At 33.4% G+C, this 18,251-nt stretch carries 16 protein-coding genes; 14 read left to right on the top strand and 2 right to left on the bottom strand.

Translation table 11 applies throughout. The features are described 5' to 3' along the window. Positions 1–35: 35 nt before the first annotated feature. Both VOI54_RS03390 and VOI54_RS03395 read left to right on the top strand, forming a co-directional pair. Entirely contained in the window at positions 36–1,424 is a 1,389-nt protein-coding gene (locus VOI54_RS03390) for a DUF1800 domain-containing protein (protein WP_326281311.1), read from the top strand. A gap of 2 nt (positions 1,425–1,426) precedes the next feature. Continuing rightward, entirely contained in the window at positions 1,427–2,617 is a 1,191-nt protein-coding gene (locus tag VOI54_RS03395) for a DUF1501 domain-containing protein (protein WP_326281312.1), read from the top strand. A gap of 130 nt (positions 2,618–2,747) precedes the next feature. Here VOI54_RS03395 and VOI54_RS03400 read toward each other — a convergent pair whose 3' ends face one another. Together VOI54_RS03400 and VOI54_RS03405 are read right to left on the bottom strand one after the other, a co-directional pair. Continuing rightward, complete coding sequence (locus VOI54_RS03400; RefSeq protein ID WP_326281313.1) at positions 2,748–3,881, bottom strand: ATP-binding protein; 1,134 nt, start codon at positions 3,879–3,881, stop codon at positions 2,748–2,750. An 11-nt stretch (positions 3,882–3,892) separates the two neighbouring features. Further along, positions 3,893–4,645, bottom strand: coding sequence for an SDR family NAD(P)-dependent oxidoreductase (locus VOI54_RS03405; protein WP_326281314.1), 753 nt, complete (start codon positions 4,643–4,645; stop codon positions 3,893–3,895). Between the two features lie 246 nt (positions 4,646–4,891). Between VOI54_RS03405 and VOI54_RS03410 the strand changes: the two genes are divergently transcribed. The 12 genes from VOI54_RS03410 (at position 4,892) to VOI54_RS03465 (ending at position 18,183) form a co-directional block, all read left to right on the top strand. Continuing rightward, positions 4,892–5,989, top strand: a complete 1,098-nt coding sequence (locus tag VOI54_RS03410; protein ID WP_326281315.1) for a DUF4382 domain-containing protein — start codon at positions 4,892–4,894, stop codon at positions 5,987–5,989. A 187-nt stretch (positions 5,990–6,176) separates the two neighbouring features. Then, on the top strand, positions 6,177–7,178 hold the full coding sequence (locus VOI54_RS03415) for an AAA family ATPase (protein WP_326283130.1): 1,002 nt from the start codon (positions 6,177–6,179) through the stop codon (positions 7,176–7,178). Between the two features lie 75 nt (positions 7,179–7,253). Then, positions 7,254–8,120 carry a DUF58 domain-containing protein gene (locus VOI54_RS03420; protein ID WP_326281316.1) on the top strand — a complete coding sequence of 289 codons (867 nt, stop codon included), beginning with the start codon at positions 7,254–7,256 and terminating at the stop codon, positions 8,118–8,120. Between the two features lie 14 nt (positions 8,121–8,134). Next, positions 8,135–9,793, top strand: coding sequence for a hypothetical protein (locus VOI54_RS03425; RefSeq protein ID WP_326281317.1), 1,659 nt, complete (start codon positions 8,135–8,137; stop codon positions 9,791–9,793). Then, positions 9,793–10,797: a vWA domain-containing protein gene (locus tag VOI54_RS03430; protein WP_326281318.1), complete on the top strand. Its 1,005-nt coding sequence runs from the start codon at positions 9,793–9,795 to the stop codon at positions 10,795–10,797. Before VOI54_RS03425 ends, VOI54_RS03430 begins: the two co-directional genes overlap by 1 nt. A gap of 36 nt (positions 10,798–10,833) precedes the next feature. Next, on the top strand, positions 10,834–11,871 hold the full coding sequence (locus tag VOI54_RS03435; RefSeq protein WP_326281319.1) for a vWA domain-containing protein: 1,038 nt from the start codon (positions 10,834–10,836) through the stop codon (positions 11,869–11,871). A 75-nt stretch (positions 11,872–11,946) separates the two neighbouring features. After that, the gene (locus VOI54_RS03440; protein ID WP_326281320.1) at positions 11,947–12,798 is read left to right on the top strand and encodes a tetratricopeptide repeat protein; all 852 of its coding nucleotides are present in this window, start codon (positions 11,947–11,949) and stop codon (positions 12,796–12,798) included. Positions 12,799–12,841: 43 nt separating this feature from the next. Beyond that, positions 12,842–14,611, top strand: a complete 1,770-nt coding sequence (locus VOI54_RS03445; protein WP_326281321.1) for a BatD family protein — start codon at positions 12,842–12,844, stop codon at positions 14,609–14,611. A gap of 1 nt (position 14,612) precedes the next feature. Beyond that, entirely contained in the window at positions 14,613–15,374 is a 762-nt protein-coding gene (locus VOI54_RS03450; protein ID WP_326281322.1) for an SH3 domain-containing protein, read from the top strand. A 54-nt stretch (positions 15,375–15,428) separates the two neighbouring features. Continuing rightward, entirely contained in the window at positions 15,429–15,731 is a 303-nt protein-coding gene (locus tag VOI54_RS03455) for a hypothetical protein (protein ID WP_326281323.1), read from the top strand. 99 nt (positions 15,732–15,830) lie between these two features. Continuing rightward, positions 15,831–17,393: a SulP family inorganic anion transporter gene (locus tag VOI54_RS03460; protein WP_326281324.1), complete on the top strand. Its 1,563-nt coding sequence runs from the start codon at positions 15,831–15,833 to the stop codon at positions 17,391–17,393. A 7-nt stretch (positions 17,394–17,400) separates the two neighbouring features. Next, the gene (locus VOI54_RS03465; protein WP_326281325.1) at positions 17,401–18,183 is read left to right on the top strand and encodes a universal stress protein; all 783 of its coding nucleotides are present in this window, start codon (positions 17,401–17,403) and stop codon (positions 18,181–18,183) included. Positions 18,184–18,251: the final 68 nt, after the last annotated feature.

Below are 18,251 nucleotides of genomic sequence, written 5' to 3' on the forward strand. Positions count from 1 at the left end.
TGTGTATTTTTAGTCTACCTTTAAAACACGACTCTATGAAACGCAAACATATTCAACATTTATATTGGCGCATTGGTTTTGGAATCTTACCAAATGACTTGGATGCCCTATCCAAAAAGAGTAAAAAAGAGGTTGTAAACAATCTTTTTAAAGCATCTAAACAAGTCACTAATCTTGAAGTGGATACTACTGAAATCAAAGCTGTTTTTGGTAGTATGATGAGTGGTTCAAAAATGGATAAAACAGTACGGCAAAAAATTAAAAAATTAAGCCGTGAAAAACAGATTGAATTAAATGTATCCTGGATTAATAGATTATCTCAATCTCAAGAGATATTGCGAGAAAAAATGACCTTGTTCTGGGCAAATCATTTTGTATGTGAAGATAATAACATTGTTTACATCCAAAAATTTAATAATACGCTTCGCGAACACGCACTGGGCAATTTTGGAACTTTTGTTAAAGCCATTTCCAAAGAAGCTGCCATGACCAAATACCTGAATACCAAACAAAACCGAAAGCAAAAACCTAATGAGAATTTTGCCAGAGAACTTATGGAATTGTTCACTTTGGGAGTGGGTAACTATACTGAAAATGATATTAAAGAAAGTGCCAAGGCATTTACCGGGTATTCTCATAACTTAAAGGGAGAATTTGTATTTAGAAAACGTGTACATCATGAAGGGAACAAGACTTTTTTTGGCAAAACAGGACATTTTAAAGGAGACGATATTATAGACATAATATTAGAACAAAAACAATGTGCAACATACATTTGCGGAAAAATATATCGCTATTTTGTAAATGACACTATTGATCCGGATCATGTTAACGCTATGGTGGATGTTTTTTATAAAGACTATGATATTGAAAAATTGATGCGCTATGTTTTTATGTCAGATTGGTTTTATAATGATAAGCATATTGGCACAAAAATAAAATCGCCCATAGAGCTTTTAGTTGGTATGAATACTATGGTACCAACACAGTTTAAAAACAATAAACAATTACTATACCTTCAGAAACTAATGGGTCAAATTCTGTTAAACCCTCCTAATGTTGCAGGATGGAAAGGTGGAAAAAATTGGATAGACAGTAATATTATTGTTTTACGTCTGAAACTGCCTTCACTATTACTTAATGATGCATACATCTCTAAAACTGAGAAAGGGCAGAAAGATACCCGAATGATGCATAAAAAAGAACAGTTTAAGAAACAGTTTGGCAAACGCTTTAAAACAGAAAGTAGCTGGTCCTATTTTAAAGATCATTTTAAAAATGTTGAATTAAATGACATGCCAAATCATTTATTAGCTTGTGAAATTAGTGAGCATGCCAAACCATACTTGAACGCTTTGGAAAAAGTTTCAAAACGAGAGTATTGTGTACAGCTTATGTCATTACCAGAATATCAAATGTGTTAATTATGAACAGAAGAAAATTTTTAAAACAATCGTCATTAGCCAGTAGCCTATTCTTTGTTCCTGATTTTGTTAGAGCTTTTGAAGACATGGCCAGTAGCCGTTTAGGATATAAGCGTTTAGTCATTGTTCAGTTATCCGGGGGTAATGACGGATTAAACACAGTCATTCCTTTTAGAAATGATTTGTATTATAAAGAGCGCCCTACTATAGGAATTAAGAAAGCAGATATTATAAAAATCAATGAAGAAGTGGGTTTACACGCCCGCCTGGCACCCTTAAAACGATTATATGATAATGGAAATTTAACCATTATCAATAACGTAGGATATCCAAATCCAAACCGATCGCATTTTAGATCTATGGACATTTGGCAAACCGCTACAGATTCAGATAAATTTTCTCAAAGCGGCTGGATTGGCAGATACTTAGACCATTATGGTAAAAAACCTTATAGTGCTATTGAAATAGATGAAAGCTTATCTCTGGCCATGAAAGGAGAACACCTGAATGCTATTGCCACCCAAGATGCCAAATCTTTATATAATTTATCAAAAGAGCCTTATTTTAAAAATATACATAAACATCAAAATGATGTGCACCTCAATGAACACAATTTAGGGTACTTGTATAAATCCATGATAGCTGCCGAATCTTCCGCTAAATATATATACGAAACCAGTAAAACCGTTTCAACTACAAAAGAATACCCAAACAACAAGTTTGGAAAACAATTAAAAACCACGGCACAATTTATTAATTCAGGATTGCAAACCAAAGTGTTTTACAGTTCTTTAGGGGGGTTTGACACGCATTTTAGTCAAATAGGCAGGCAAGAAAGGTTACTTGGTATGTACGCAAAAGGCATTGAAACTTTTGTTCAGGATTTAAAAGACAATAATACATTTAAAGACACTCTTATTTTAACGTTTTCGGAGTTTGGAAGACGTGTAAAACAAAACGGAAGTGCCGGTACAGACCATGGTACGGCCAATAATGTATTCATTATAGGAGAACAACTTAAAAAACAAGGGCTATATAATAAGATGGCTAACCTAAGTGATTTAGATGATAATGGTGATTTGAAATTTGAAATAGATTTTAGAACTATTTATGCTACCGTGCTGGACAAATGGTTAGAAGTAAATGATAAAAAGATATTAAACAAATCTTTTAACCAGCTTCATTTTATTTAATAAAAAAACCTTGCCTCAATGCCAATATTGTTTGGGAGAAGCAAGGTTACATCTTAAAAAGATTAATAGCATTACAAAAATAAGGCTTTTTAATACAACCTGCCTTTTTTAAAGTTAACTTAAAGTTAAATTAACTGTACTTCACTTTTCTTAAAATACGTATAGCTTCTTTATAAAGGCTATACGTTTTTGAATTGTACTCTTTTAAATAAGGTTTTGCCTCAGTGAGTTTATGGATAGCCTCATCAAAATTATTTAAATAGCAAATTAAATAAGTTACAGGCAGGTTTTTTAAATCTATACTTTCAGATTCTGTAAGTAACATCCCTTTTTTTAGTTTTTCCAAAATTGCGTTGTTGGTATTATAAATGTGATGCAGTACCTTTTTATCAAATTGGGGCGCTTTAAATAAAAGCTTGGTCTCAATACTATATTGCGCATTATCTTCAAAATTAATTATAGTTTCTTCTAACTGATAATACTTGTTAGACCCCTGAAGCCCTAAATTGACATATTCAATTATTTTAAAGCTACTGTCATTATAATCAATAGAAACCTCATCTAAAGCTGAAAAAAATAAACGCACCTGCTCATTTATTAACTCAATATCTACCCTGGAATAGAAAACATCTTCTTTAACCACTTTTTTTTGTCCTGCCCAGCATACCACAAAATACTCCTTAAATACTTTGTATTGGGCATTGTAGTCTTTTCGGTTATTCATAAAATCAAAGACGCCATTAAGCGTGTGTTCTATGTTGTTTTGCGCATGCTTTTCAATGGCTTCAACAATTTTAGAATTTACATCCTTAATCTCAATATCAAAAACTTTAGGCATGCTCATACTTCCATCTCTAAAAAACACGGAACCTCCATAGTATTTCCAAATATTTTTTCTAAGTGATGTGATTTGACCTGTTGGCCTGATGGTTACCAATCCAACTACTTTATCATCTGATAAATGTGGAAAAGAGATATTCTCATATTGAACTATTGGCGGATTTGTTAAATAGGCATTAATAAGGTTTTGTATTTTACTGTCATCAAAAAAATCTACTCCAGTAATGTTATTATCTTCATCCTGCACCCCAATAACTATAAAAGAATTGTTTTTGGGATTACTGTTAGAAAGCGCACAAATATGCTTTAAAAATTTAGCTTTACCTTCTTTATGACTAATATCCACCTTACGTTTTTTATCATAAAAACTATTCTCATCATTATGAGCCAAAAGATGTTTTATAAGTAGGCGTTTGTTAATCATCCGGGTATTCTCTATTTAGATTTATTGACTAATGTTGAATTAGCCTGCGCTGTACAAAACATCAATACATCAGCAATATTAACATGGGGTGGCCTGGATACAGCAAAATAAATAACTTCAGCTACATCTTTAGCCTGTAAGGCTTTAAAACCGGTATACACAGCATTAGCCTCAGTTCCACCTTTAAATCGCACCTTTGAAAATTCGGTCTCTACCAAACCGGGGTTTATGGCTCCTACTTTTATACCATAAGCGTTTAAATCAATACGCATCCCTTCGGTGATTGCTAAAACAGCATGTTTACTGGCACAATACACATTGCCTTTGGGGTAGACCTCCTTTCCTGCCGAGGACCCAATATTAATGATATGTCCAGACCGACGCGCTGTCATTTGTGGAATGACTGCCTTACTCACATAGAGCAACCCTTTTACATTAATATCCATCATAGCATCCCAATCGTCAACATGTCCACTTTCAATGGGGTCTAAACCGTGTGCATTCCCGGCATTATTAATTAATATATCTATAGTTTTAAATTTATCCGGTAATGATGCTATTGCCTTAAAAGCTTGGTCTTTATCTCTAACATCAAAATTTAAAATATGAACATTGGTTAATCGTTCAAGAGCCTTTTGGATGGTATTTAAGCGCTCAAGGCGTCTGCCACAAAGCACTAAATTGATTCCCTGTTTTGCAAATTCATAAGCGGTAGCTTCACCAATACCACTTGTGGCACCGGTAATAAGAGCTGTTTTATTCATACTATCTGATTATTGTTCTGAAAGTTGCACTTTAATCAACTTTTTTAGTAATTCATATATAAAAATACTTAAAACTAATTCAATATTGTATTATTGTCTATAATTTATAATTATCTACTGGTTATTAGAGTGTTATCAATTTCATTGCCATAATCTCTTTAAAAAAATTGACAATTTCTCCTAAATACAATCTGAATTGTTTCTTTTAACCGTATATAACTTTAGTAAACAAAAAATATTAAGGCTATGAATACATTGAAAAAATTTATCTTCCCTTTACTCTTTTTAACTTTTATATTATCCTGTAATGATAATGATACAGAGGCAGAATCTATAAAAAAAGGAGAACCAACAATATCTATTCGACTGGTTGATGCGCCAGGGGATTATGAAGCCGTTAATGTTGAAATTGTTGATGTTATGATTAAAATGGATGATGACAGTGATGATAACAGCGGGTGGATCTCTTTAGAGGCAAACAATGAAATTGTTAATTTATTGGATTTCACCGGGGGATTTAGCAAAATTCTAGTTGATAGATTTCCTATTCCAGCGGGCACTTTAAGTCAAATGAGATTGGTTTTAGGTGATGGAAACACTATTGTAATTAAGGATAGTAATGATGAAGATGAAACCTTTGATTTAAAAACTCCTAGTGGACAGCAATCCGGACTAAAACTAAAAGTTAGGGAAGTCATAGAAGAGGGCTTTACCTATGACTTTATTTTAGACTTTGATGTAGACAAATCAATTGTACATGCTGGAAATTCAGGAAATATTATTTTAAAACCCGTACTTTATTTAGCACTGGAAACAAATTCAGGAATCATAGAAGGAATTGTAACACCTACAGATGTGCCTTCAAAGGTTACTGTACTGGTTGATGATATGGGCACGCCCGAAGCAGAAGATGATTTTGTTATTTCGGCATTAACTGACGAAAATGGAGCATTTGCTTTATGGGGTGTTCCGGCCGGAACATATGATGTAAAAGCTATGCCTTTAGACGAAACGTCTGACTACAATTATGGAGAAACTATTGATGTTGTAGTTGTTAAAGGCGAGATTACCGTAATTCCGGAACCTATTGAATTAATGCTAAAAACCGGATCAATTAGTGGTAAAATATCCGGATTAGCAGAAGGCGTTTTGGCAACGGTCTCAATAAATGAAGAAACAAGTGTTGAAACAAATGCAGAAGGCATATATTTAATTGAAGATGTAGTACCGGACGATTACACGGTTACTATTACGGCCGAAGGTTATGTAACACAAAATATTGATGTTACTATTGAACCTGATGAAAATGAAATAGTAGATGCTACTTTAGTAGCAGTACCATAGTATAGTTTTTAACAAAATACAGATAGAGCGACACCAATAGGTGTCGCTCTTTTTTTATATAAATAACCGACTTGTGTGACCCTTAATATTTTAACCAATTATTAACAAGATATAAAGTTTTTTTTTCACATTTTGCAATGCTCAAATATGAGCACTATATTCGAGCCGCAAATTAAATATAACAATGATGGAAGACACAGGTACAATTGATATTAAGTCTATTAACGAGAAAATTGAAAAGGAAAGTGCTTTTGTAGATTTACTAATGCTAGAGATGAATAAGGTCATAGTAGGTCAAAAGCATATGGTTGAACGTTTGCTAATTGGTTTGTTAGGTCAGGGCCATATTCTATTAGAAGGGGTTCCCGGTTTAGCAAAAACACTAGCTATTAACACATTATCTCAAGCTGTAGATGGAAGCTTTAGCAGAATCCAGTTTACCCCGGACTTATTACCTGCCGATGTTGTAGGGACGTTAATTTACAATATGAAAGAGAATGATTTTTCAATAAAGAAAGGTCCTATCTTTGCAAATTTTGTTTTAGCAGATGAGATAAACAGGGCGCCTGCAAAAGTACAATCGGCCTTACTTGAGGCTATGCAGGAAAAGCAAGTAACCATTGGTGATGAAACCTTTATTTTAGATAAACCGTTTCTGGTAATGGCTACTCAAAATCCGGTAGAACAAGAAGGGACTTACCCATTACCGGAAGCACAGGTTGACCGTTTTATGTTAAAAACCGTTATTGACTATCCTAAAATTGCAGAGGAGCAGTCCATTATGAGAGCCAATCTTAAAGGCGCCTGGGATAAAGTTCAACCCGTAGTATCTGTAAGTCAGATTCTAAATGCGCAACAAGCCGTTAGAGAAGTTTACATGGATGAAAAAATTGAAAAATATATATTAGATATTATTTTTGCAACACGTTATCCTGAAAAATATAAACTTGCCGATTTAAAACCATTAATTTCATTTGGAGCATCACCTCGTGGTAGTATCAATTTAGCAACAGCAGCTAAATGTTACGCCTTTATTAAAAGACGTGGTTATGTTATCCCAGAAGATGTTCGCGCTGTAGTACATGATGTATTAAGGCACAGAATAGGTATCACTTATGAGGCTGAAGCTGAAAATGTGACTTCAGTAGACATCATCAATACCATTGTAAATGAAATAGAAGTACCATAGGATTTCAGATTTTAGAATAACGCAAAGCGGTTTTTTAAAATCGTAAGACAAAAATCTACAATCGTAAATTGAAAGATGGATACTAAAGAATTACTAAAAAAAGTACGTAAAATTGAGATCAAGACACGTAGATTGTCTGATCATATTTTTGGAGGAGAATACCATTCTACCTTCAAAGGTCGTGGTATGACTTTTAGTGAAGTACGGCAGTATCAATTTGGTGATGATGTTAGGAATATTGACTGGAATGTTACGGCACGTTATAATGAGCCCTATGTAAAGGTTTTTGAAGAAGAGCGTGAATTAACCATGATGCTAATGGTTGATGTTTCAGGATCAGAATTATTTGGTACAGAACAGCAGTTTAAAAACGAAGTGGTTACCGAAATTGCCGCTACTTTAGCATTTTCAGCAACTCAAAATAATGATAAGATTGGTTTAATTTTATTTTCAGACCAGGTAGAATTATATATCCCGCCAAAAAAAGGGAGATCACATGTACTCCGTATTATCAGAGAACTTATAGAATTTCAACCAGAGAGTAAACAAACCAATTTGGCAGAAGCTTTAAAATTCATGCAAAACGTTATGAAGAAAAAAGCCATTGTCTTTGTATTGTCTGATTTCATTGCGGACGACTACAATCAAACCATGAAAATTGTTTCAGGAAAGCATGACGTCACCGGAATCAGGGTTTATGATAAACACGAAGAAGCTATACCAAATTTAGGTATCGTTCAAATGCAGGATGAAGAAACAGGAGAATATATGCTGGTAAACACATCATCAAAAAAAGTACGTCAAAATTACACTCAGTTTTATATTGACAAAGTAAATTATTATAAAGAGAGCTTTACTAAATCCGGTGCGGGAACTATTAACTGTCGTGTGGATGAAAGCTATGTTAAAAAGCTCTTAGGATATTTTAAAAGAAGAGGATAAAAGAATTACGATTTATGATTAACGAATTACGATTTATAAATAGAAAATGTTCCATCTTCGGTCTTCCGTCTTTGGTTCTTTCTTCTTTCTTCTTTTTTCTTTTTTCTAGTCTCTCTTTTTCTCAAGTAAAATCTACCATAGATTCTACATCAATTAAAATTGGCGAGCAGATTACTTACCATATTCAGGTAGAAACAGACTCAACAAACTTAGTGGTATTTCCTGAAGGGCAAACATTTGCGCCTTTAGAAATGATTGAATCTTATGATATAGATACTTTAAAGCATCAAGACAAATACAACCTGATTAAAAAGTACGGGCTAACACAATTTGACTCGGGGGCTTATACCATACCCAGGCAAAAAATCATCATCGGCGATAAGACCTTTTTTACAGATTCTTTAAAGGTTGAAGTCAATAATATTGCTATAGATAGCACACAAGGGCTCTATGATATTAAGCCCATTATTGCTGTTAAAAAAACAGGAAGCAACTGGTGGAAATACCTTTTGATTATATTATTGATACTAGGAATCATCGCCTATACACTGTATTGGTTTATATGGCGCAAAAAACCATTAACAGAAGAAGAGGAAATTGCTTTACTTCCGCCTTATGACCGGGCAAAATTGGCATTAAAGAAACTGGATGAAAGTCATTATTTGGAACATGAAAATTTAAAAGATTATTATTCTGAACTGACTTTCATAATCAGAAAATATCTTGATGAAAAAGTATATGACCGTGCTTTAGAAAGTACAACCAATGAATTGATAGAGAGACTTCTTTTACTTAAAGAAGGAAATCAGGTTGATTTAAGTGATCAAGACATTAAAAACCTGGAAAGCATTTTGCAACGGGCAGATTTAGTGAAATTTGCAAAATCAGCCCCGGATATTGAATTGGCTAAGATTGATAGAAACACTATTGATGTTGAAATAGATCATGTTAAAGAAGCATTGCCTGAACCTACAGAAGAAGAAAAGCTTCTTGATGAGAAATACAGAGAAGAACAAGAACGTAAAAAGAAACGTAAAAAAGTATGGTTAACAGCAGCCATTAGTGTCTTTCTGCTCTTAGTAACCCTTACCGGGTTTTCTATTAAATACGGGTTCACCTATGTTAAAGATACTATTATAGGGCATGATAGTAAAGAACTTTTAGAAGGCCAATGGGTAACCAGTCAATATGGTTTTCCACCAATTACAATTACCACACCAAAGGTGTTAAAAAGAACAACTCCAGAGCTTCCGGAGCAATTAGCTCAACAAATGGAATTAACTCAGTTTGCTTACGGAAGTTTGATTGATAAATTTCAAATAACAGTAGCAACTACTAAACTTAAAAATGCAGACAAACAGAAAATTGATATACAACAGGCCATTGATGGAAGTTTAAAAATGTTTGAAACCGCGGGCGCACAAAATATTATCACTAAAAAAGAAAAACATATAACACCTAATGGTGCTGAGGGATTAAAAGTGTATGGAACTATGGATGTCCCTGTAATTCCAAATAGTGATAAGATTGAAAAAGGGAAATATATGATTTTAGGTTTTACGGCAGAAAACGTAATTCAACAAATTATGATTTTCCATAAAGAAACTGATACATATGCAGAACAAATGGTAGGACGCATTTTAAATTCAGTTGAACTTAAAGAAGCAGAATAATGTTTGAGGGTATAGAATTTTTAAATAAAAGTTTTTTTTGGTTGTTATTAGTGCTTCCTTTAGCAGTACTTTGGTATATCTTTAAACATCAAAAGCAGACGGCAGAACTTAAAATATCAAGTTTAAAAGGGTTCAAAACTACCAGTTCCTGGTTACCTAAATTAAGACACTTATTATTTCTTTTAAGGTTATTGGCTCTGGCATTACTTATTACCGCTTTGGCCAGGCCACAATCTGTTGATGTGTCAACAAAAACAAAAACCACCCGGGGTATAGATATAGTCATGGCTATTGATGTATCGGCAAGTATGCTGGCAAAAGACCTATCACCAAACAGATTGGAAGCTTTAAAAAAGGTGGCTGCAGAGTTTATAAAAGGCAGGCCTAATGACAGGATTGGACTAGTGGAATATGCCGGAGAAAGTTATACAAAAACGCCGATAACCAGTGATAAAGGTATTGTATTACGGTCCTTAAAAAGTATAAAATACAATACTATTATAGAAGGAGGAACAGCAATTGGAATGGGCTTAGCTACTTCAGTAAACCGGTTAAAAGATAGTAAAGCATCAAGTAAAGTTATTATTTTATTGACAGATGGTGTAAATAATACTGGGTTTATAGATCCAAAAATAGCCAGTGAATTGGCTGTAGAGTATGGTATTAAAACCTATACTATTGGGCTTGGAACTAATGGAATGGCTTTAACACCAGTCGCTATCTTACCCAATGGTAATTTTCAATATGCCAGAGCTCAGGTTGAAATTGATGAAGATTTACTAAAAGAAATTGCCAAAGTAACAGGAGGCAAGTACTTTAGAGCAACAAATAATAAAAAATTAGAAGAAATTTATGATGAAATAAACAAACTGGAAAAAACTGAAATAGAAGAATTCAAGTTTTATAACTATGAAGAAAAATACAGGTCGTTAGTACTGCTGGCAGGATTATTATTGTTTCTGGAGTTACTCATGCGTTTTTCAGTTTTTAGAAGTTTCGTTTAAATTATAATATAACAGCTTAATAGATAAACAGTAAAAGTGTATCAATTAGAAGAAAAAATATGGTTTTGGGCATTGAGTATTATTCCGGTAATAATAGTTCTCTTTTTGGTGCTTCAGTTTTGGAGATATAAAGCACAAAATAAGTTTGCCGACAAAAAGCTTTTAAAGCGATTAAGTCCCAATAGATCTGTATTTAAGGGAGTTTTAAAAGTTATTGTGTTAAGTCTGGCATTTCTTTGTCTGACCATAGCCATGGTAAATCCAAAAATAGGAACCAAATTAGAGACTGTTAAACGTGAAGGCGTAGATATTGTTTTTGCCGTTGATGTATCTAAAAGTATGTTGGCTGAAGATATTGCACCAAACCGATTAGAGAAATCAAAACAATTAGTCACCCAGATCATAAACAATTTGGCTAGTGACCGTGTAGGCATTATTGCATATGCAGGAAAAGCATTTCCGCAGTTACCTATAACCACCGATTATGCTTCAGCCAAAATGTTCTTACAAAGTATGAATACTGATATGCTTTCATCTCAGGGTACAGCTATTAACGAAGCTATTAAACTGGCCAGAACCTATTTTAATGATGAAGAACAAACCAACCGTGTACTCATTATCATTTCAGATGGTGAAGATCACAGTGAAGCCTCAGCAGCAGTTGCAGAGGAGGCAAGCGAAGAAGGCATTAGAATATTTACCATAGGCGTTGGAGATATCAAAGGAGGGCCAATTCCTGAAAAACGTAATGGTGTGGTACTGAATTATAAAAAAGATAGTCAGGGAGAAACCGTAATTACAAAACTCGATGAAGAAACGCTTCAAAACATAGCAGAAGCAGCCCATGGTGCTTATATTAATGGAAAAAACACAAAAGATGTAGTTGAACATATCCGTGAGATTTTAAATGCCATGGATAAAACAGAATTTGAAGCCAAACAATTCTCTGATTTTAAAGATCAGTTTCAGTGGTTTTTAGGCTTCGGAATTTTCTTTTTGTTGTTAGATATTTTTCTTTTAGAACGAAAAACAGCATGGCTAAAAAAGTTAAACTTATTTAATGAGAACCTCTAATACATGGAAACTACATTTTTTTATAAGTTTTTTAACTTAGAAAAAGAAGAGGTTTTATAATTTAGAACTAAAAAAATGAAACAAATAATAACATTCCTCATACTATGTGTCTCACTAGCTTCTTTGGCACAAGAAGAAAGTAAAGCACAATTATTGGCTATAAAAAAGGCCAATAACCATGTATATGAAGGGAATAATTTAATTGACGAAGAGGATTTTGTTTCTGGAGAAATGGCCTATAGAAAAGCCATCTCAGAACAACCCTCTTCAGTAGCCGGCACTTACAATTTGGCTAATGCATATATAAAAGGCGGAAATCTTGAAGAAGCATTATTCAGATTACAACAAGCTGTAGAAACAGCAAATTCAAAAGAAGAAAAGCATAAAGCATTTCATAATATTGGAAACGTTTTAATGCAAAAAGAGAACTATAAAGGGGCTGTTGAAGCTTACAAGAATTCACTTAAAAACGATCCCACTGATAACGAAACACGTTACAATTTAGCAGTTGCTAAGAAAAAACTAAAAGAACAAGAAGAAAAAAACAAGGATCAGGATAAAAACGACGAAAACAAAGACGATAAAGACCAAAAGGAGAACGAGGATCAGAAAGATAAGGAAGGGGAAGGCGACAATAAAGACGATCAAAAGGACAAAGAAGATCAGGAAAATAAGGACGGGGAAGATAAGAAAGATGAAGAAAACAAGCCTGAAGATGATAAAAAGGACGATAAAAAAGAGGATGGCAAAGGCGATAAGGATAAGAAAAAAGACCAGCAAAAACCTCAGCCTCAACCCGGTCAATTATCACCGCAGCAAATTAAGAACCTGCTTGAAGCTATGAATAATCAAGAACAGGAAGTACAAGAAAAAATTAATGCTGAAAAACAAAAAGGGGTAAAAGTTAAAACAGAAAAAGATTGGTAAAATCTAAAATCATTAATTGTTAATCTACAGTCGTTAATTTATTATGCGATTTATAAAATACATATCCATATTAATACTTTTTACAAGCCTGGCATCTGCTCAGGAGGTAGAGTTTATTGCTAAGGTTAGTAAACAAAAATTAGGTATAAATGAGCGATTACGCATTGATTTTGTAATGAATCAGGACGGCGACAATTTTAACCCGCCTGATTTTTCAAATTTCACTGTAGTTGGAGGCCCTAATCAATCCGTAAGTAACTCCTGGATAAATGGCGTGCGATCCTATAAGAAAACCTATAGTTACTTCTTAGCACCTAAAAAAAGAGGGGTTTTTACTATTGCACAGGCAACAATAGTTATTGATGACAAAACTTATAAAACCACACCTAAGAAAATTGAAATTACTGCTGCAGTAGACATCCCCAAAGATCCTAATGACCCCAAATACTTAGCTTCAGAAAACATTCATCTAATTGCTGAGGTTTCAAAAACAAATCCGTATTTAAATGAAGCCATTACAGTAGTGTACAAATTGTATGTTTCTCCTAAAATAGCCGTTGATAACTGGAATGAAATTGACACTCCCAGATATAATGATTTTTGGAGTCAAAATATAAACACTCAAAATCAAAAAGTACAAAATGGCACGTATAACGGCGAAGATTACCGTTTCTTAGTGCTACGTAAAACCGTTTTATATCCTCAAAAAACGGGTAAACTAAATATTGAGCCATTGAGTTTAGATATTTCATTACGTGTTCCTACAAACAGGAGGGACATTTTTGGAAGCGTTTTAATGACCCGCGTTAATAAAACCGTATCTGCAGGAAATAAAACAATTAGAGTAAAGCCATTACCGGAAGCAGGAAAGCCTCTTGATTTTACCGGAGCAGTTGGAAACTTCAATTTTGATGTTGTGACCACAAAAAAACAGTTGGATGCTTCAGAATCCTTTCAGTTAAAAATTAATGTCAATGGAAATGGAAACTTAAAACTTTTTAAACTTCCTAAAATCTCACTGCCCAGTTCATTAGAAGTTTATGAACCGGAGCATAAAGAAAATGTAAAAACAAACTTATCTGGAATGCACGGAAGCATATCCGACAGCTATACCATTGTTCCACAATACAAAGGAAAGTATCCCATACCAAGTATTTCATTTTCTTACTTTGATCTAAAAACAGAAAGCTATAAACGCTTATCTTCTGATGAAATTGTAATAGACGTGTTAAGTGGCCCTTCAATCAATTCAAGTGAGAACAACAATTCAGCAATTTCAGACAACAAGCAATCTGTAGTCTTAAACAGTGATCAGTTTGCATTTATAAAAACCAAGACTAGTTTTACAGAAATAAAACCGGAATACTTTTTCAAAACCAAATTATTCTGGAACTTGATACTATTACCCTTTTTAGCCATTCCATTAGCTATTGTAATTAGAAAGAAAAAGGCCAGTAGAGACGCTGATGTATATGGAAATCGCATACGAAAAGCAGATAAACTGGCAAGGAAATATTTAAGCAATGCCAAGAAATCATTAGGACAAAAAGAAGCTTTTTACATTGCACTGGAAAAGGCTTTACATAATTATCTTAAAGCAAAATTACATATTGAAACCAGTGATTTAAGTAAAGAAAAAATTAACACCCTTCTAAACGAAAAGCAAGTAGAAAATCAAGTCATAAAAGACTTCAATAGTATCTTAGAAAATTGTGAGTTGGCACGTTATACACCCATTGATATTGTAACCATGCAGGAAGATTATGACAAGGCAGGAAAAACAATTTCATTAATTGATAAACAAGTACGTTAAGATGAAACAGTTCATTTATATACTATCATTTTTATTTAGTTTTGGTCTTTTTTCCCAAAACCAGGATTTGTTTGAAAAAGCCAATACATTTTATAATGATAATAAATATGCTGAAGCTATAGACAATTATCAAGCTATTTTAGAAAGTGGTTTTCATTCAGCTGATTTATATTTTAATTTGGCCAATGCCAATTACAAACTAAATAATATTGCACCAAGCATTTACTATTATGAAAAAGCTCTGCAATTATCACCAAATGATGCTGACATTAGAAACAACCTGGCTTTTGCTCAAAACATGACCATTGACGCCATTGATGTTATTCCTGATGCCGGGCTGTCAAAACTTATAAAGACTACTACTAATAAGCTGTCTTTTGATTCCTGGGCCACGCTTTCCGTTAGTTTGGTTTTTTGTTTTGTTATTTTATTTTTACTCTATTATTTTTCATACTCAACAATTAGAAAACGCTTAACTTTTGTTGGAAGCCTGACTGCTCTAACATTTGTTTTTATTACTCTGGCATTTGCTTTTCACAGATATAATCTGGATAAAAAAGATAATCCAGCTATTATATTTGTTCAGGAAAGTAAAGTAAAAAGTACGCCCAATCTAAAAAGCGAAGAAGCTTTTAGGTTACATGAAGGCACTAAAGTTCAGGTTGTAGAATCTTATAACGACTGGCAAAAAATAAAACTTACAGACGGAAAAACGGGTTGGGTTAATTCAGAAGACATCAAAATGTTAAATGATTTTAAATAATATCTGTCATAATGAAATAAAATCTTATATTTAACCTTTTTGAAAATTAACCAAATGCCCAAAAAAGTAATATCTTTATCGCTATCAATCTTGTTTTTGCTGTTTGTAACAGCTCCGGCAATTATTGTTTTGGTTGATGACTCTATTGATGTTTCGGTGTTTTACACGGCTTCTGAAGAAGAAGAAAAAGGCGGTGAAAAAAATAAAGAAAAAGAGCTTGTTTGGTTCGAGTTACAGAAAACAGACGTCGCTTTTAATACATTTAAAGCCAATAATGATTTAGTGTATTTTTATAAAAAATATGCCAGACCTCATTTAAATTTAATTTCTCCCCCTCCCGAAGTTAACATATTATAATTCATAACTAAGGTCTGTATTAACAGATCTAATCCATTCTATCAAATCTTAAAAACAGCTTTTGGTATTACTTGCCATGAGCAAAATTTTGTTTATAATATGTTTAAATATATTAAGAACGACTTACCAGCGAGTATTGTCGTATTTTTTGTTGCATTACCATTATGTTTAGGTATTGCATTAGCCAGTGGCGCTCCACTTTTTTCAGGATTAATTGCAGGAATCATAGGGGGTATTGTTGTTGGAGTTTTAAGTGGATCACAAATTGGTGTAAGTGGTCCCGCAGCTGGTTTAGCTGCTATAGTATTAACATCTATAGGCGCACTTGGCGGCTTTGAAAACTTTTTAGTAGCTGTTGTACTTGGCGGTGTCATTCAAATATTATTTGGTGTACTAAAAGCCGGTATCATAGGGTATTATTTCCCTTCTTCAGTAATTAAAGGGATGCTAACAGGTATAGGCCTTATCATTATCTTAAAACAAATCCCTTACTTTCTGGGTTATGTTTCACAAAAAGGAGAAGGTACCTTTCAGCAAATTTTTAATTCCTTTTCAGACATTAATTTAGGAAGCACTGTCATTGCTGCTATAGGCTTAGGGATCCTAATTTTATGGAACAGTGTACTTACTAAAAAAGCCAAAATCTTTCAACTTATACAGGGCCCTCTAGTTGCTGTTATTGTTGGTATTATTTTTTATTCCGTTTTTGGGACTTCAGACAGTCTTGCTATTAATAACGAAAGCCTGGTAAGTGTGCCTATTCCATCAGATGTATCTTCATTTCTTGGTCAGTTTACATTTCCTAATTTTGGAGTAATTTTTGAAGGCGATGTTTGGATTACGGCCTTTACCATTGCTTTGGTGGCTAGTTTAGAAACCTTATTGTGTGTAGAAGCCACTGATAAAATTGACCCTTTAAAAAGAGTCACTCCTACCAATAGAGAGTTGTTAGCTCAAGGAACCGGTAATATTCTTTCCGGCTTAATAGGCGGTTTACCAATAACACAAGTAATTGTAAGAAGTTCGGCTAATATCCAGTCCGGAGGGAAAACAAAACTTTCGGCCATCATACATGGTTTCTTTTTAATTATTTCAGTTATAGCTATACCCAAACTACTTAACCTGATCCCTCTATCTGTATTGGCTGCCATTTTATTAATAGTAGGTTATAAACTAGCCAAACCCTCATTATTTAAAAAAATGTACCAATTAGGCTGGAAACAGTTCATCCCTTTTTCTGTAACCGTTTTTGGAATAGTATTTATAGATTTATTATACGGTATTGGATTAGGACTAGGCGTTGGTATTGTAGTAATACTATTGAAGAGTTACCAAAACTCTCATTTCCTTCATATTGAAGATAAAAGCAACGGTAAACACAAAATAAAGATGTCTCTTGCAGAAGAAGTTACTTTTTTTAATAAAGGTGCTATTCTTAAGGAGTTAGATAGTTTACCCAGAGATACATATTTAGAATTAAATTTATTAAAAACGCGATATTTGGATAATGATATTATTGAAATACTGGAGGATTTTGCTTTTAGAGCCAAGGAAAGACACATAGATATTAAACTGGTTTCAAAACGAGGAGTTGTTGAAAACCCGCCAAGTTTTATTGAGTTTTTTAACACCAGGCCTAAATCAAGTTTAAGCTTAAATTAAAAACATTATGAAGACTAACAGATATAAAATATTAGTGCTTTCAGATTTAAAGAGCGCAACAAATACAACATTAAAAAGCGCCGTAAGCTTAGCAAAAAAGATCAATGGAGACATAGAATTTTTCCATGTGAAAAAACCATCAGACATTGTAGAGCAGGATAATCAGTTATCGGCCATGAGAACCATTAACAAAGATTTCAATGCTACCGATAAGAAAATAAAAAGCATGATCAGCTCAATTTCAAAAGATTATAAGGTTAATATAAACTATACGTTTGCTGCCGGTAATATAAAATATGAAATTGGAAAGATCATTAAAGAATATCAACCTGATATTGTGGTTTTAGGAAAACGAAAATCAAAACCCTTTAACCTTATAGGGGACAGTATTACCAAATACGTTTTAAAGACCCATAAAGGAGGGATTATGATTGCGGCAGATAATAATGTCTTGGAGCCGGATCAGGAAATATCTCTGGCCACCTTAAATGATGCAGAGCAATCACATAAGTTTCAATATGTTAAAGATCTGATGAACCAAAATCAAAAACCTCTAAAGGTCTTTAAAATTGCAAGTAAAACCAATCCGTCAGACACATCTTCTAACAAAGATATTAATACCATAGAATATGTGTTTGAACACAGTGATAATACTTTTAAAGGTATATCAAAATACCTGAACATAAGCGAAGTTAATCTGTTGTGTATTGATAAAGGAAAAAACGACTTTAAATATTCAAAGATCAAAGCGGTTTTGGATCATTTAAATGTTTCCCTTCTGGTAAATTAAAAGCAATTCTTTTTAAATGGCTCTTTTATATTGCTACATTTTAATTTAACTTAGGGAATTAAATTCAA

The sequence above is a fragment of the Alterotamlana spongicola genome, from assembly GCF_035818475.1.
Lineage (GTDB): Bacteria > Bacteroidota > Bacteroidia > Flavobacteriales > Flavobacteriaceae > Cognatitamlana.

Coding starts and splice junctions, on each gene's coding strand:
- VOI54_RS03390 (WP_326281311.1), top strand. CDS start 36: ATGAAACGCAAACATATTCAACATTTATATTGGCGCATTGGTTTTGGA.
- VOI54_RS03395 (WP_326281312.1), top strand. CDS start 1,427: ATGAACAGAAGAAAATTTTTAAAACAATCGTCATTAGCCAGTAGCCTA.
- VOI54_RS03400 (WP_326281313.1), bottom strand. CDS start 3,881: ATGATTAACAAACGCCTACTTATAAAACATCTTTTGGCTCATAATGAT.
- VOI54_RS03405 (WP_326281314.1), bottom strand. CDS start 4,645: ATGAATAAAACAGCTCTTATTACCGGTGCCACAAGTGGTATTGGTGAA.
- VOI54_RS03410 (WP_326281315.1), top strand. CDS start 4,892: ATGAATACATTGAAAAAATTTATCTTCCCTTTACTCTTTTTAACTTTT.
- VOI54_RS03415 (WP_326283130.1), top strand. CDS start 6,177: ATGGAAGACACAGGTACAATTGATATTAAGTCTATTAACGAGAAAATT.
- VOI54_RS03420 (WP_326281316.1), top strand. CDS start 7,254: ATGGATACTAAAGAATTACTAAAAAAAGTACGTAAAATTGAGATCAAG.
- VOI54_RS03425 (WP_326281317.1), top strand. CDS start 8,135: ATGATTAACGAATTACGATTTATAAATAGAAAATGTTCCATCTTCGGT.
- VOI54_RS03430 (WP_326281318.1), top strand. CDS start 9,793: ATGTTTGAGGGTATAGAATTTTTAAATAAAAGTTTTTTTTGGTTGTTA.
- VOI54_RS03440 (WP_326281320.1), top strand. CDS start 11,947: ATGAAACAAATAATAACATTCCTCATACTATGTGTCTCACTAGCTTCT.
- VOI54_RS03445 (WP_326281321.1), top strand. CDS start 12,842: ATGCGATTTATAAAATACATATCCATATTAATACTTTTTACAAGCCTG.
- VOI54_RS03450 (WP_326281322.1), top strand. CDS start 14,613: ATGAAACAGTTCATTTATATACTATCATTTTTATTTAGTTTTGGTCTT.
- VOI54_RS03455 (WP_326281323.1), top strand. CDS start 15,429: ATGCCCAAAAAAGTAATATCTTTATCGCTATCAATCTTGTTTTTGCTG.
- VOI54_RS03460 (WP_326281324.1), top strand. CDS start 15,831: ATGTTTAAATATATTAAGAACGACTTACCAGCGAGTATTGTCGTATTT.
- VOI54_RS03465 (WP_326281325.1), top strand. CDS start 17,401: ATGAAGACTAACAGATATAAAATATTAGTGCTTTCAGATTTAAAGAGC.